This window comes from Bradyrhizobium sp. USDA 4473 (genome assembly GCF_054063335.1).
The window spans coordinates 7696748-7711482 of the sequence record NZ_JBSSGE010000001.1; the positions used below are offsets into that span (position 1 = coordinate 7696748).

Here is a 14735-nt window from a genome sequence, read left to right on the forward strand (position 1 = left end):
CTAGGCCGAAATCGCGCCTCGTCAATAGGCTTAACCCGCCTGCAACCCCGATCTTCACGAGCCGGGTCAGGGGAACGAAAATTGATCATCCGCTTTGCTCAACCGGGGCGCGCTTGCTACGTTCCCAATCGGCCCCGTTGACGCCCGATCAGGCCTTCCAGACAAGAGGAGGCAGCGGGGCCACGCCTGAAGTTCTGGGAGGATGACCATGAGAACCGTCGTAAATGAACCATTGTCGCGTCACGCCCTCGCCTTCGTGCTGGCCGGCGGACGCGGCAGCAGACTTCAGGAGCTCACCGACAGGCGCGCCAAGCCGGCGGTGTATTTCGGAGGCAAGTCGCGCATCATCGATTTCGCGCTTTCCAATGCGGTGAATTCAGGCATCCGCCGCATCGCGGTGGCGACCCAGTACAAGGCGCACAGCCTGATCCGGCATCTGCAAGGCGGCTGGAACTTCTTCCGCCCGGAACGAAACGAGAGCTTCGACATCCTGCCCGCAAGCCAGCGCGTCTCGGAGACGATGTGGTATGTCGGCACGGCCGATGCGGTCTACCAGAACATCGACATCATCGAGGCGCACGGCACCAAGTACATCCTGGTGCTCGCCGGCGACCACGTCTACAAGATGGACTACGAGATCATGCTGAAGCAGCATGTCGAGAGCGGCGCCGACGTCACCGTCGGCTGCCTGGAAATGCCGCGCGCGGAATCCTCCGGCTTCGGCATCATGCATATCGACGAGAACGGCCTGATCCAGTCCTTCCTGGAGAAGCCGGCCGACCCGCCGCCGATGCCGGGCAAGCCGGACAAGTCGCTCGCCAGCATGGGCATCTATGTCTTCAATTCGGAATTCCTGTTCGACGAATTGCGCCGCGATGCCGCCGACCCGAACTCGGCCCACGACTTCGGCAAGGACATCATTCCCTACATCGTGAAGCACGGCCGCGCGATCGCGCATCAGTACAACGATTCCTGCGTCCGCTCCGGCGACGATCCGCGCGCCTATTGGCGCGACGCCGGCACCGTCGATGCCTATTGGGCCGCCAATATCGATCTCACCGACGTGGTGCCGGAGCTCGATCTCTACGATCGCTCATGGCCGATCTGGACCTATGCCGAGATCACGCCGCCGGCCAAATTCGTCCATGACGAGGATGGCCGGCGCGGGCAGGCGGTGACCTCGCTGGTCTCGGGCGGCTGCATCATCTCCGGCGCGGCGCTGCGCCGCTCGCTGCTGTTCACCGGCGTCCACGTCAACTCCTACGCCAATGTCGAGAATGCGGTGATCATGCCCTATGTCAATGTCGGCCGCGGCGCCCGCCTGAGGAACGTCGTGATCGATCGCGGCGTGCGGATTCCGGAGGGACTCGTGGTCGGCGAGGATCCCGAGTTCGACGGCAAGCGCTTCCGCACCACCGAGCACGGCATCACGCTGATCACCCAGCCGATGATCGACAGGCTCGGGACATGACGCAGCTGCGCGTCCTCGCGGTCGCCTCGGAAGTCTATCCGATCGTCAAGACCGGCGGCCTCGCCGATGTGGTCGGCGCCCTGCCGGCGGCGCTGCAAGGGCATGACGTCGCGACGCGGACGCTGGTGCCCGGCTATCCGGCCGTGCTCGACGCGCTGGCCTCCGCACAGACGCTGCTGCATTGGCCGGAATTCTACGGCGGGCCGATCCGCGTGCTCGGCGGCAGCCATGGCGGCCTCGACCTGTTCGCGCTCGACGCGCCGCATCTCTATGCCCGCCCCGGCAATCCCTATGTCGGCCCCGACGGACGCGACTGGCCCGACAACGGCATCCGCTTTGCGGCGCTGTCGCGGATGGCGGCCGAAATCGGCCGCGGTGCGATCCCGTCATTCGTCCCCGACATCGTGCACGCGCATGACTGGCAGGCCGGGCTTGCGCCGGCCTATCTGCATTATGGCGGGCCCAAACGGCCGGGCACGGTGATGACCGTGCACAACCTCGCCTATCAGGGACAGTTCTCGCCGGACATGCTCGCCGCCTTCGGCCTGCCGGACCAAGCCTACTCGCTGCACGGCGTCGAATATTACGGCACCGTCAGTCTCTTGAAGGCCGGCCTGCAATTCGCCGATCGCATCACCACGGTGTCGCCGACCTATGCGCAGGAGATCCAGAGCGACGAAGGCGGCATGGGGCTCGGCGGCCTGCTCCGCGAACGGGCCGACGTGCTGAGCGGCATCCTCAACGGCATCGATATCGACGTCTGGAATCCGGCCACCGATCCCGACATCGCGGCACGCTTCGGCGCCGGGCAGATCGCCGAGCGGGCCGCCAACAAGACGGCGCTGCAGCGGCGCTTCGGCCTCGATCCGGCGCCGGAGGCAATGCTGCTCGGCGTCATCAGCCGGCTGTCGTGGCAGAAGGGCCTCGACCTCCTGCTCGAGAACATTCCGACCTTGCTCGGCGAAGGCATTCAGCTCGCGCTGCTCGGCAGCGGCGATCGCGATCTGCAGGACCGCTACACCGCGCTGGCGCACGACAATCCCGGGCGGATCGCCGTCGTGATCGGCTATGATGAGACGCTGGCGCATCTGATCCAGGCCGGCTCCGATGCGCTTGCGGTGCCGTCGCGGTTCGAGCCGTGCGGCCTCACCCAGCTCTGCGCGCTGCGCTACGGCGCCGTCCCTGTCGTCGCCAATGTCGGCGGCCTTGCCGACACCGTGCTGGGCTTCGATGAAGCCGCAGTCACAGGCAGTGCCGCAACCGGCGTCAAATTCGCACCCGTCACCTCGGAAGCGCTCGCCCATGGCTTGCGCACGGCGAACCTGCTGTTCAACGACAAGGTGACCTGGCGCCGGCTGCAACAGGCCGGCATGGCCACCGATGTGTCGTGGCGCAATCGCGCCGGCCACTACGCCGCGCTCTATCGCGAGCTCGCCGCCGCGCGCAAGTAACTCAGGCCACGATCAGGTCAGCAGGTCGCAGGACGCGATGCGGTTGATGTCGGCGAGGCGGCGGTCGGAAGTTCCCTTGAAATCAAGGCTTGCGAGGAGATCGAGCAGCCGGCCATAGGCGCGGTCGGCCACCGCCACAGGCAATGGCTCCTCATCGAAGGCCTCGATGTAATTGCCGACCAAGCCGCTCAGCAGCCGGCACATCGCCCGTTGCTCGGGCTGATGCCTGCTCAAGGTCTCGAGTTTGTCCTGGAGGGTTCGGTAGGTTCGCAAGCCGTGCGGCTGTTGCGAAAGCCAACCGTAAAGATCCGTGTTGTGCAAATCGGGAGCGTGCAGATCAGGAGTGTGCAAATCGGAATTTTGCAGATCAGTCATAGCAGCCTCTTCAGAATGGAGAAGAAGCTACCGGCTTATACAGCCGATCATGGATCCGTGCCATGACAATTTTTGCATGCAGCCCCCTACGCTGCCGCGCGTGCCATGTCATCGGATTGGCACGCGGCGTTGCTAGGGAATCAGGGTTTGATCAGAGCCGCGCGAGCGCCGGCAGGATCTTGTAGCGCGCGATCTCGTGCGGATAGTCGCCACGATTGGCGAGCAGCACGATGCCGAACCTGCGCGCCGGCACCAGGCCGATATAGGCCGAGGCATTGTTGAGACCGCCGGGCTTGTCGATGACGGTGACGCCATCGAGCCGCACATGCTCCCACGCCATCGCCTGGCCGAACTTCGCATCGACACGAAAACTCTCGCGCATGGTCGCCTGCAATGCCGCACGCAATTCGGGATCGATCGCCGCGCCGTCGAGGCAGGCGCCGAGCAGGATGCCGAGATCGCGCGCCGACGAAAACATCTGGCCGGTACCTGCAAAATCATAATAGCTCTGCTGATTGCCGGGCGGCCCGATCGGCGTACCGTCGTGGGAGTAACCCTGAACCATGCGCTGCATGATCTCCGGCGCGAGCACCGCGCGATTGTCCTCGGCACGCTCGGGAACGAAGGTCGAAGTCATGCCGAGCGGCGTGAGGATGCGGCTTTCGATCAACGTCGCGATCGGTGTGCCATAGCGCCGCTCCAGCACCAATTGCAGCAGCACATAGCCGGCATGGCTGTAGATGCGCTGCTTGCCGGGCGCTACTCCGTCAGGCGGCGTCCAGGCATTGAGCATCGCAATGAACTGATCGCGGCCGAAGGTCTCGTTCGGCCATGGCGGATGATCGGTCGGCAGCAGCAGCCCGGACGTATGATTGACGAGCTCGCCGAGGGTGACGCGGCTGATATAGTCGCCGTGCAACTCGGGCAGATACTTTTCGACGGGATCGTCGAGCCGCAATTCGCCGCGCTCGGCGCCGAGCGCGAGCAGCGTCGCCTCGAACAGCTTGCGCAGCGAAGCGAGATTGAACAGGGTGTCCGGGGTGACCGGCTGCTTCCGCGCAACGTCAGCAAGGCCGTAGGTGAAGAAGGTCACCTGGCCGCCGGCGTAGACCGCCGCGGCAAGGCCTCCGGGATCGGCGGGCGTCGCGGTCGGCGCGAGTTCCGTCGTGACGATATCCCTGATCTGCGCATCCATGTCGGAATCCGCGCGCGCCGTCGCAAGCGCGCTAACAGCTGCGGCAAGCAGGACGGTGACGATCCGGACGAGAAGCCATTGTCTCATAAAGACTGAAATCGGGACGATGTTGCGATGTGACCCGCGGGCGGGCCTGTTCAGCCATCAAGAGATGGCGACATCGCGATCCTAGCGACGGAACCGGTCGGCCCGCATTCACGATTGCGCGCATTCCAGCGTGATCCGCCCCGGCCGGGGAACGGGCGGCCCGATCGCGGTTCCGGCGGTCACTGCCGGACGTCGCGATCGCGACCGCCCTCCCACTCCAGCCACGGCGCGGGAACTGCAATGACATCAAAAAATGCGGGGCGTTTGAAAATGCCGGGGGTAAGCTTCGACGGATGGGCAAGACCAACGCTTGCCGGGCCGACCGTCGACATGTCTGACTTCGTCACATTCAGCTCCCAACCGGGGACCGTTTCCTACTAGCAACAATTCGTCAATCAAGGGTTGCATAGCCGCATCGGATTCGAGTGACAAGACATTGCGGTCTGCGACGAATTGTCCTGTTCCAGATGCCGGATGCGCGCGATGCCACGATTAAGCATGGATTAACCATCGACCGCGCGAGAGACGCGACTATGCCGCGCGCGAGCGGATGATCCGCCCCGGCAACGACGCCAGCAGCAGCACGAGGCAGACGCAGAGCAGCACGATGTCCTTGAACAGGAACTCGCCGGCCAGGTTCCAGGCCATCGGATCGGTCGACAAGCTCCATGTGACCACGCCCGGCGTGGTGAAGAAGAACGACCACGTCACCGCGAAGGTGATCACGCCCATCAGCGCGCCGATCGCGGACAGCATCGGGTTGAATGCGCCGGCGGCAAGCAGCACGGCGATGCCGAACTCGGTGACACCGAGCACATAGGCTTCGCCGCGGAGACCGAACACCGACAGCCACGAGACGAACGGGCTGTTGCTGATGAATTGCGCGATGCCTTGCGCCGATTGCAGCGTGAACTTCTGCATGCCGAACGACACGAAGATCACCACCATGACCCAGCGCAGGATCGCGAGCAGACGAAAAGACCCCTCGCCTCGTTCGGCGATGTTGAACGACAGATTCATGTGGATGCCTCTTCCCTCGCTGTAATGCCGCCATCAGCCGCGGTTGCGGCGTTCGTGGCAGGACTACGCGGCGCGGCGCACGCGTGTTACGCGCGGCACCACGTCGCGGCCTTCACAAGGATGTGCGGGCGAGGTGATGAAGACTGTAGCCAGCCGGCGCCGCGGCCTCACGCACGCTGGCGCAGCGGCCGCGCGGCATCCTTCGCCGGCACCGGCATGGTGAAACCGTACAGGAACAGGTCCACCACCATGTCGGCGAACTCGGTCGGATCGATTCCGCCTTTCGGATCGTACCAGGTGTGGCTGAAGTTCAAGATGCCGAACAGCATCATGCTGTAGATCTTCTTGGTCCGCTTGACGATCTTGCCTTCCTTGTCGAGCCTGACCAGAAGATCGGCGATGGTGTCGACCAGCTGACGCTCCAGCGCCTTGATCGCATCCTGCTCGGTCTCGCCGAGGAACGAGAGGTCGTTGAGGATCACGCGCTGCTCGTCGCTGGAGCGCGCATTGAGCGCGACGATGGCCTGGATTGCGGCGCGGAACTGCTCCAGCGTCGTCGCCTTGCCGGCCATCGCGGCATCGACGTCGGCGATCATCTCGCGGATATGCGCATCGAGGATCGCGAACAGGATCGCTTCCTTCGAGTCGAAATAGTGATACAGCGCGCCGCGCGACAGCTTGCAGGCATCGGCAAGGTCGGCGATCGAGGCGCGCATATAGCCCTGCCGCGCGAACAGGCCGCAGGCGGTGGTGAGAATGCCCTGCTGGATCTCGTCGTAGTTTTCCGAGCGCGTCCGCGCCATACCCGTCTCTTTCGTGCACCATCGGCGTCGCCGGAATCGGGCGGCACCCGTCTCTCTATACTACCCCCACCGCGCGCCCTCCTCCCCTTTGCGGGCACCATCCACCAGAACTCGTCGATCAAGCGGCGCCGGTCCATTGGCCTGCGTCAAAAAATAATTTGAACGACCGGTCGGATTATATTAGAATGCCTGCCGTCAAGCAAGCGGATTGCACACGCCGGGACCAACCCGGCGGCATCGAGGGAGGCTGCGCGTGGATGCTCACAAGGTCGATGCTGTCGTGATCGGAGCCGGTGCCGGCGGGCTGTGCGCGGCGGCGCGCCTCGCCCATGGCGGGCTGCATACGCTGGTTGTCGACGACAAGGACCGGCTAGGCGGCCGCGCCTCGACCGAGGAGATCGACGGCTTCAAGGTCAATATCGGCGCGATCGCGATCGAGTTCGGCGGCGTGTTCGAGGAGACCTTCCACACCGTCGGCGCACCGCTCGACATTCGCGCGCCGGAGCCCGCGAGCTCGTTCTTCATCGACGGCAAGGTGATCGACGTCGGCCGCGGCGGCTGGTCGCTGCTGCTCGGGCAGCTCACAAAACAGGCCTCGCGCATCCTGGAGAAATTCGCCGATGCGCGCTCCGGCAATCTGCCCGACGGGCGGCAATCGACCGAGGATTGGCTGAAGGGCTACACCAGCAACGCTACGGTGCATGCGCTGTTCCGCAACCTCTGCGCGGCGATCTTCGCCTGCAACGCCGCCGAGCTGCCGGCTCGCGCCTTCCTCACCTATTTCACCAGCAAGGGCGCCTTCAAGAAGTTCGGCTTCTGCCCTCAGGGCACGATCGGCGTCTGGAACAGCCTCGGCAGCGCCGTCCGGCGCAACGGCGACATCTGGCTCGGTACGCCGGCGACGGCGATCCACACGTCCAATGGCCGCGTCGAGGGCGTCACTGTTCTTCGGAACGGCGAGCACATGCGGATCGACACCGATCTCGTCATCAGCAATGCGGGGCCGAAGGCCACCGTCGCGCTCGCCGGCAGTGAGGCTTTTCCGGCGGACTATATCGTCAAGGTGAAGAGCGATCTTCGCCCGGCCGCCAATATCGTCATCAATATCGCGAGCCGCGAGCCGCTGATCAACCACCCCGGCATCGTCACCTTCGGCAAGACGCGCCGGCTCTGCAACATGGCCAACCTGTCCGCGACCTGTCCGGAGCTCGCGCCGCCCGGCTGGCACCTCTATGTCGCCTACGCGGTGCCGGTGCCCGCGCTCGGCGATTTCGATGGCGATGCCGAGGTCGCGTTCGCGCTGGAAGATCTGCGCGAGCAGTTCGCCAATTTCGACCAGGCAAGAATCCTGTCGATCCGGGTGATGCGCGACGACTGGCCGGCGCAACGCAGCTGCGCCGGTTACGACCTGCCGCGCGAGACCGGCATCGCGGGCCTGTGGTGCGTCGGCGACGCGGTGAAGCAATACGGCAATGGCGGCACGCAGGCTTGCGCCGAGACCGCCAAGATCGTCACCGATACGATCCTCGGTGCGCGGCCGCGCCGCGCGGCGGGCCGGGGCTGAGCACGATGCCGACGACGATCCCTCATCCGACGCCGCAGGCCGCGCCGGCGCAGGATGCCCTGCTCGAATTCCGCAACGTCCGGATCGTCTACGACAACGCGATCGAGGCGATCCGCGACGTCTCGATCGCGGTGGGCGAAGGCAGCATCGTCGCCCTGCTCGGCTCCAACGGCGCCGGCAAGTCGACGCTGCTGAAGGCGATGTCCGGCATCCTCTATACCGAGGAAGGCGTGATCGAGAACGGCAGCATCCGCTTCCGCAATGACGAGGTGCATCGCCTCGCGCCGGACGAGCTGGTGCGCCGCGGCATCGTGCAGGTGCCGGAGGGCCGCCGCGTGTTCGCGGCGCTGACCATCGACGAGAATTTGCAAATGGGCGGCTACACCAGGACCGGCGCCGAGGCGCGCGAGCGCCGCGACAAGGTGTTCGCGCTGTTCCCGCGGCTCTACGAGCGGCGCGACCAGATCGCCGGCTACATGTCCGGCGGCGAGCAGCAGATGCTCGCGATCGGCCGCGCGCTGATGACCGATCCGGTGCTGCTGGCGCTCGACGAGCCGTCGCTCGGCCTCGCGCCGCTGATCATCGACCGGATCTATGAGGTGATCGTGCGCCTGCGCGACGAATTGAAGATGACGGTGCTCCTGGTCGAGCAGAACGCGCAGCGCGCGCTCGACATCGCCGACTACGGCTACATCCTGGAGACCGGCCGCGTCGTGCTCGACGGCACGGCCAAGAAGCTCGCCGCCAACGAGGACGTCCAGGAATTCTACCTCGGCGTCTCCTCCGGCGGCCGCAAGAGCCTGCGCGACGTCAAGCACTACAAGCGTCGCAAGCGGTGGCTGTCGTGACCGCGTTGCTCACGGTCGACAAGCTTTCAAAACGCTTCGGCGGCCTGCAGGCGGTCGCCGACGTCAGCCTTGAGGTCGCGCCGGGCGAGATCTGCAGCGTGATCGGCCCGAACGGCGCCGGCAAGACCACGCTGTTCAACATGATCTCGGGCGTGCTGCGGCCGAGCGGCGGGCGCATCGGCTTCGACGGCATCGACCTTGCGACCATCTCGCCGTGGAAGTTCGCCGCCGTCGGCATCGGCCGCACTTTCCAGAACCTGGCGCTGTTCAAGCACGGCACCGTGGTCGAGAACATCCTGACCGGCCGCCACACCCATCTGCGCTCGACCGTGCTCGACGCCGTGGTGTTCTTCGGCCGCACCCGGAACGAGGAGATCGCGGCGCGGCAGCGCGTCGAGTACATCGTCGAATTCCTCGAGATCGAGCATATCAGGGACGCCGTGGTCGGCACGCTGTCCTACGGCCAGCAGAAGCGCGTCGAGCTCGGCCGCGCGCTGGCCTGCGAGCCGAAGCTGCTGCTGCTCGACGAGATGGTGTCCGGGATGAACCAGGAGGAGACCGAGGACATCGCCCGCTTCGTGCTCGATATCCGCGACGAGCTCGGCGTCACCGTCGTGATGATCGAGCACGAGATGCGGATCGTGATGGACATTTCCGACCGCATTCATGTGCTGAATTTCGGCCGCAAGATCGCCGAAGGCACGCCCGACGAGATCAGGCGCGATCCGGCGGTGGCGGAGGCCTATCTTGGCGGCCAGCGCGCCGAGGCCATGGCAAAGGCAGGCGCGTGATGTCGACGCTGGACAGTCTCCGCACCGCTCATCCGCCGCTGCAGGCGAGCACGTTGCGCAACCCGGCGGCGACAAGCGCCGATGCGCTTCAGGCCGCACTTGCGGATGCCGCCATCACCATCCCGCAATTGCTGCGGCAGCGCGCCGCGATGCATGGCGATGCGCTGGCGCTGCGCGAGAAGGATTACGGCATCTGGAACCCGTATTCCTGGCGGCACTATTACGAGACTGCGCGTGCGGTCGCGTTCGGCCTGCTCTCGCTCGGCATCAAGCCGGGCGACCGCGTCGCCATCGCCGGCGAGAACACGCCGGAATGGTTTTACGCCGATCTCGGCGCCCAGATGATCGGCGCGGTCGCGGTCGGCATCTATCCGACCAATCCCTGGGTCGAGCTGCAATACATCGTCAAGCATTCCGGCGCACGCGTCGTCGTCACCGGCGATCAGGAGCAGACCGACAAGGTGCTGGATGCGATGGCCAACAATGGCGGCCTGCCGGACCTCGAGGCCATCGTCTGCATCGACATGAAGGGGCTGCGGCACTATCGGCAGTCCGAGCTGATGGCGTTCGATGCATTGTGCGCGCGCGGCAAGGCCTATGCCGAGGCGAACCCGGCCAACGCGACCCTCGACCGGCTGATCAGCCAGGGCGCGCCCGACGATGTCTGCATCCTGGTCTACACCTCGGGCACGACGGGCCCGCCGAAGGGCGCGATGCTGACCCACCGCAATCTGGTCTACGCGGCCTACGCCTACGCCAAAACTGTGGGGATCGCCGACAAGCCGTTCGAGGCGGTGAGCTATCTGCCGCTGTGCCACGTCGCCGAGCGCTGCTACGGCACGGTGACGCATCTGGTGCTCGGCGGCACCGTCTCGTTCGCCGAGTCGATCGACACGGTCGCGATCAACATCCGCGAGATCGCGCCGACTTTCTTTGTCGGCGTGCCGCGCATCTACGAGAAGCTGCAGCAGGGCTTTCTGTTCCGGCTCGGCGAGAGCGGCCGGCTGCGGCAGGGCTTCACCAGGGCCTGCCTCGGCTGGGGCCGCGTGCTGTCCGACCGCCGCCAGGCCGGCAAGGAGAACCTGCTCGATCGCCTGGCCTATGGCCTGCTCTATGTGCTCATGTTCCGCAATTTGCAGCGCCATCTCGGCTTCGCGCATAGCCGGCACCGGCTCTGCGCCGGCGCCTCGATCTCGCCGGAGACGCTGCGCTTCTTCGACATCATCGGCCGGCCGGTGTCGCAGGGCTATGGCCTCACCGAGAGCGGCGGCGTCGCCTTCATCCAAACCGAGAGCCATCACCGGATCGGCGGCTGCGGCGTGCCGCTGCCGCAGACCGAATGGAAGCTCGATCCCGACGGCGAGATCCTGCTGCGCAACCCCGGCGTCTTCAAGGGCTACTTCCTCGACGAGAAGGCCTCCACCGCGTCGCTGGAACAAGGCGGCTGGCTGCGCACCGGCGACATTGTCGAGATAACAGACAATGGCGAGATCGCCGTGGTCGACCGCAAGAAGGCGATCATCATCACTGCCGGCGGCAAGAACATCGCGCCATCCGAGATCGAGAATGCGCTGAAGGATTCCGAATTCATCAAGGAGGCGATCGTGGTCGGCGAGGCCAGGAAGTATCTCGGCGCCATCATCCAGGTCGATTACGACACTGTCGGCCGCTGGGCCCGCGACCGGGCGCTGGCCTACACCAACTACAAGTCGCTGTCGCAGCTCGCTGAAGTGCACGAGCTGGTCGAACGCGTCGTCAACGAAACCAACAAGCGCTTTGCCCGGGTCGAGAACATCAGGCGCTTCGCCATCCTCGAAAAGGAGCTCGACCATGACGATGGCGAGCTGACCGCGACGCAGAAGGTGCGCCGCGCCATGATCGAGAAGAAGTTCGCGCGCGAGCTCGCGATCATCTACCGGGCGGAGGGCTGAATGCAGTACCTTATCCAGCTCCTGATCTCGGGGCTCGCGATCGGTGCGATCTACGGCCTGATCGCGATGGGCTTTGCGGTGATCTACAAGTCGACCGGGCTGGTCAATTTCGCGCAGGGCGAGATGACCATGATCACAGCCTATATCGCCTGGACCATCTCGACCACGGTCAGCGGCAATGTGGTCGTGGTCGCGATCGGCGCGATCCTCGCCGCGGTCGTGCTCGGGCTCGTCATCGAGCGGCTGGTGATGCGGCCGATGCTGGGCGAGCCGGTGTTCGCGACCGTGATGGTGACGATCGGGCTCGCGGTGATCCTGCGCTCGGCCATCAATTTCATCTGGGACGCCTATCCGCACGGCCTCGAGCTCGGAATGGGCCGCGGCATCGTGCATCTCGGCGGCATCGGCGTGCGCACCGGGCAGATTGCCGTGATCGCGACGCTGCTTTTGCTGCTCGCCGCGATCTGGGCCTTCTTCCGTTACAGCAAGGTCGGCGTCGCGATGCGCGCGGTCGCGGCCGATGACCGCACCGCGCTGTTGATGGGTATCAGCGCCACGAAGGTCCATGCGCTGGCCTGGGCCGCCTCCTCGGTGATCGCCGGCATCGGCGGGGTGTTCTTCGCGTTGTCCTACGACCTGTCGCCGGCGATGTTCCAGCTCGGGCTGAAGGCGTTTCCGGCCACGATCCTGGGCGGGCTCGACGCAGTGCTCGGCTCCGGCCTCGGCGGCCTCCTGATCGGCATCACCGAGAACCTGGCGGGCGGCTATCTCGGCTCCGGCATGAAGGAGGTCGCGGGCTTTGCCATGATCATCGTGGTGCTGATGGTGCGCCCGTTCGGCATTTTCGGCGAACGCGACATCGAGAGGGTGTGATGCGCACGGGCGATTACAAGCAGAGCTATGGCGAGCTGGTCGCGCTGATCGATTCCCCGCCGGTGTGGCTGTGGTCGGCGGTGCTGCTGCTGGCGCTGATCGCAGCGCCGTTTGTGTTGAACTCCTACGCGCTGTCGTTCGTGATCATCATCCTGATCACGGTGACCGGCGCGCTCGGGCTCAACATCCTCACCGGCTATACCGGCCTGATCTCGCTCGGCCATGTCGGCTTCCTCGTCACCGGCGCCTATGCCTATGCGGTGCTGGTATCGAGATATCACCTGCCGCCGCTGGTCGGCTTCCTCGGCGCCGGCGCGGTGCCGGCGCTGGCGAGCCTGGTCGTCGGCGCGCCGTCGCTGCGGCTGAAGGGGCTCTATCTCGCGATCACCACGCTCGCCTTCTCCTTCATCATCAACACCGTGATCCTGGAGATGCGCTGGCTCACCAACGGCGCGCGCGGCATCCAGGTGCCGCGCCCCGACATCTTCGGCATCAGCTTCGAGAGCGATGCCGCGTTCACCTATCTCTGCCTCGCGATCGCGGCGCTGACGCTGTTCGCCACGCTCAACATCCGCCGCAGCCGGGTCGGCCGCGCCTTCGTCGCGATCAGGGACAACGACACCGCGGCCCGCGTCATGGGCATCAACCTGCACGCCTACAAGCTGCTCGCCTTCGTCAGCTCGGCCTTCATCACCGGCATCGCCGGCGCGCTCTACGGCATCTATCTCTCCTTCGTCAGCGTCGAAGGCTTTCCGTTCCTGCTCTCGATCGAGGCGCTGGCGATCCTGATCGTCGGCGGCCTCGGCTCGGCGCTCGGCGCCGTGCTCGGCACCATCCTGATCGTGCTGCTGCCGGAGGCGACACGGCTCGTCTTCAGCCTGTTCAGCGCGCAGATGGACGCTGTCTTCACGACCGGGGCGCAGGAGCTGAAGAGCATGCTCTATGGCCTCGTCATCATCCTGTTCCTGCGCTTCCAGCCGAGGGGGCTGGTCGGCGCCTGGCACGACATCAAGCGGACCTGGGTGCACTGGCCGCTGCGCTACTAACAAAAAAGAAAACACCATGAGGAGGAGACAATGATCAAATATCTGGCAGCGACCGCGCTGCTGCTCACCACTGCCTGTCTTACCATCGGTCCGGCGGCGGCCGCCGATCCCGGAATCACCGACAGCGAGATCCTGATCGGCGACGTCGAGCCGCTGACCGGGCCGCCGGCGCTGCTTGGCGTCGCCGCCTCGATCGGCCACAAGATCGCGATCGCGGAAGCCAACGCCGCCGGCGGCATCAACGGCCGCAAGATCAAATATGTGCTGGAAGATGACGGCTACGTCACCGCGCGCACCATCCAGGGCGTCAAGAAGGTGATCGACGTCGACAAGGTGTTTGCGATGCTCGGCATCTCCGGCTCGGGGCAATCGATCGCCGTCATGCCGGTGCTGGAGAAATCCGGCATTCCGACCGTGATCGACGTCGCGCCGGTGAAATTCCTGTGGGAGCCGCCGCGCAAGAACGTGTTCGTGGTCGGGCAGTCCTACGAGGAAGGCATCATCCACCTCGTCAACTTCCTCGCCGACAGGAACCCCGGCAAGAAATGGGGCCTGATCACGCAGGACGACGATTACGGCATCACGGTGCGCGACGGATTCGATTCCGTGGTCAAGGCCAAGAAGCTCAACGTGGTCTACAGCGGCAATTACAAGAAGGGCCAGCAGGACTTCTCGTCCGATATGCTACAGCTGAAGGAGTCCGGCGCCGAGGTGTTTTTGGCCGGCGGTATCATCGCCGAGAACATCGCGATGATGAAGGAGCTCGAGAAGCTCAGCATCAAGCCGGTGACCGGCATCTTCTGGCCCGGACGCATCGAGCCGGTGCTGAAACTGATGGGCCCGGCCGGCGACGGCATCTATGCGGTCGACTATGTCGAGCCGTTCGCAGGCTCCGCCGGCAAGGCGTTCCTGGAGAAAGCCAAGCCGCTGGTCTCGGAGGCCGAGTTCAAGGGCATCAACCGCTACACCATGACCGGCTACGCCGCGGCGAAAGTGTTGATCGCGGCGATCGAACGTTGCGGCAAGCAACCGACCTGGGCCTGCACCATCTCAGAACTGGAGAAGACCAAGAACATCGAGACCGGCGTGATGGCACCGATCAGCTTCGGCCCCGGCGTCCGCTTCTCGAACCAGAAGCTGCAGATCATGCAGGCCGACGCGGCGACGCTCAGCTTCAAGCCGGTGCAGTGAACAGCTCCCGCAAACCTACCTCACCGCTCCCGGTAGTGTACCCCCCTCACCCGGATCGCATCTCACGATGCGATCCGGCCTCTCCCCGC

The 14735-nt window shown here is 65.1% G+C and carries 14 protein-coding genes; 9 read left to right on the forward strand and 5 right to left on the reverse strand.

All coding sequences use genetic code 11. The features are described from left to right. The first annotated feature begins 208 nt into the window (after window positions 1-208). Together glgC and glgA are read left to right on the forward strand one after the other, a co-directional pair. Window positions 209-1471, forward strand: coding sequence for a glucose-1-phosphate adenylyltransferase (gene glgC, locus ACVW17_RS36035; protein WP_456749434.1), 1263 nt, complete (start codon window positions 209-211; stop codon window positions 1469-1471). After that, window positions 1468-2922 carry a glycogen synthase GlgA gene (glgA, locus tag ACVW17_RS36040; RefSeq protein ID WP_456798698.1) on the forward strand — a complete coding sequence of 485 codons (1455 nt, stop codon included), beginning with the start codon at window positions 1468-1470 and terminating at the stop codon, window positions 2920-2922. The genes glgC and glgA overlap by 4 nt, the downstream gene beginning before the upstream one ends. A gap of 12 nt (window positions 2923-2934) precedes the next feature. On the opposite strand, the gene ACVW17_RS36045 is transcribed toward glgA, so the two are convergent. The 5 genes from ACVW17_RS36045 to ACVW17_RS36065 form a co-directional block, all read right to left on the reverse strand. After that, complete coding sequence (locus tag ACVW17_RS36045; protein ID WP_456798699.1) at window positions 2935-3297, reverse strand: hypothetical protein; 363 nt, start codon at window positions 3295-3297, stop codon at window positions 2935-2937. A 151-nt stretch (window positions 3298-3448) separates the two neighbouring features. After that, the gene (locus ACVW17_RS36050) at window positions 3449-4579 is read right to left on the reverse strand and encodes a serine hydrolase (protein WP_456749437.1); all 1131 of its coding nucleotides are present in this window, start codon (window positions 4577-4579) and stop codon (window positions 3449-3451) included. Between the two features lie 179 nt (window positions 4580-4758). Then, window positions 4759-4911, reverse strand: coding sequence for a hypothetical protein (locus ACVW17_RS36055; RefSeq protein ID WP_456798700.1), 153 nt, complete (start codon window positions 4909-4911; stop codon window positions 4759-4761). Window positions 4912-5110: 199 nt separating this feature from the next. Then, the gene (locus tag ACVW17_RS36060) at window positions 5111-5599 is read right to left on the reverse strand and encodes a DUF417 family protein (RefSeq protein WP_456798701.1); all 489 of its coding nucleotides are present in this window, start codon (window positions 5597-5599) and stop codon (window positions 5111-5113) included. A 167-nt stretch (window positions 5600-5766) separates the two neighbouring features. Then, complete coding sequence (locus tag ACVW17_RS36065) at window positions 5767-6402, reverse strand: TetR family transcriptional regulator (RefSeq protein ID WP_456798702.1); 636 nt, start codon at window positions 6400-6402, stop codon at window positions 5767-5769. Window positions 6403-6655: 253 nt separating this feature from the next. On the opposite strand from ACVW17_RS36065, the gene ACVW17_RS36070 reads away from it, so the two are divergent. From ACVW17_RS36070 to ACVW17_RS36100, 7 genes are read left to right on the forward strand one after another with little or no spacing between them, the layout of a single operon-like run. Then, window positions 6656-7966, forward strand: coding sequence for a phytoene desaturase family protein (locus tag ACVW17_RS36070; RefSeq protein WP_456798703.1), 1311 nt, complete (start codon window positions 6656-6658; stop codon window positions 7964-7966). Window positions 7967-7971: 5 nt separating this feature from the next. Continuing rightward, window positions 7972-8814: an ABC transporter ATP-binding protein gene (locus ACVW17_RS36075; RefSeq protein WP_456798704.1), complete on the forward strand. Its 843-nt coding sequence runs from the start codon at window positions 7972-7974 to the stop codon at window positions 8812-8814. Beyond that, the gene (locus ACVW17_RS36080; RefSeq protein WP_456798705.1) at window positions 8811-9605 is read left to right on the forward strand and encodes an ABC transporter ATP-binding protein; all 795 of its coding nucleotides are present in this window, start codon (window positions 8811-8813) and stop codon (window positions 9603-9605) included. The genes ACVW17_RS36075 and ACVW17_RS36080 overlap by 4 nt, the downstream gene beginning before the upstream one ends. Further along, complete coding sequence (locus tag ACVW17_RS36085; protein WP_456798706.1) at window positions 9605-11536, forward strand: AMP-dependent synthetase/ligase; 1932 nt, start codon at window positions 9605-9607, stop codon at window positions 11534-11536. The genes ACVW17_RS36080 and ACVW17_RS36085 overlap by 1 nt, the downstream gene beginning before the upstream one ends. Further along, window positions 11537-12409 (forward strand): branched-chain amino acid ABC transporter permease, encoded by an 873-nt coding sequence (locus ACVW17_RS36090; RefSeq protein ID WP_456749453.1) that lies wholly within the window; start codon window positions 11537-11539, stop codon window positions 12407-12409. After that, window positions 12409-13455 (forward strand): branched-chain amino acid ABC transporter permease, encoded by a 1047-nt coding sequence (locus tag ACVW17_RS36095; protein ID WP_456798707.1) that lies wholly within the window; start codon window positions 12409-12411, stop codon window positions 13453-13455. Before ACVW17_RS36090 ends, ACVW17_RS36095 begins: the two co-directional genes overlap by 1 nt. A gap of 30 nt (window positions 13456-13485) precedes the next feature. Further along, window positions 13486-14646, forward strand: a complete 1161-nt coding sequence (locus tag ACVW17_RS36100; RefSeq protein ID WP_456798708.1) for an ABC transporter substrate-binding protein — start codon at window positions 13486-13488, stop codon at window positions 14644-14646. Window positions 14647-14735 lie beyond the last annotated feature (89 nt).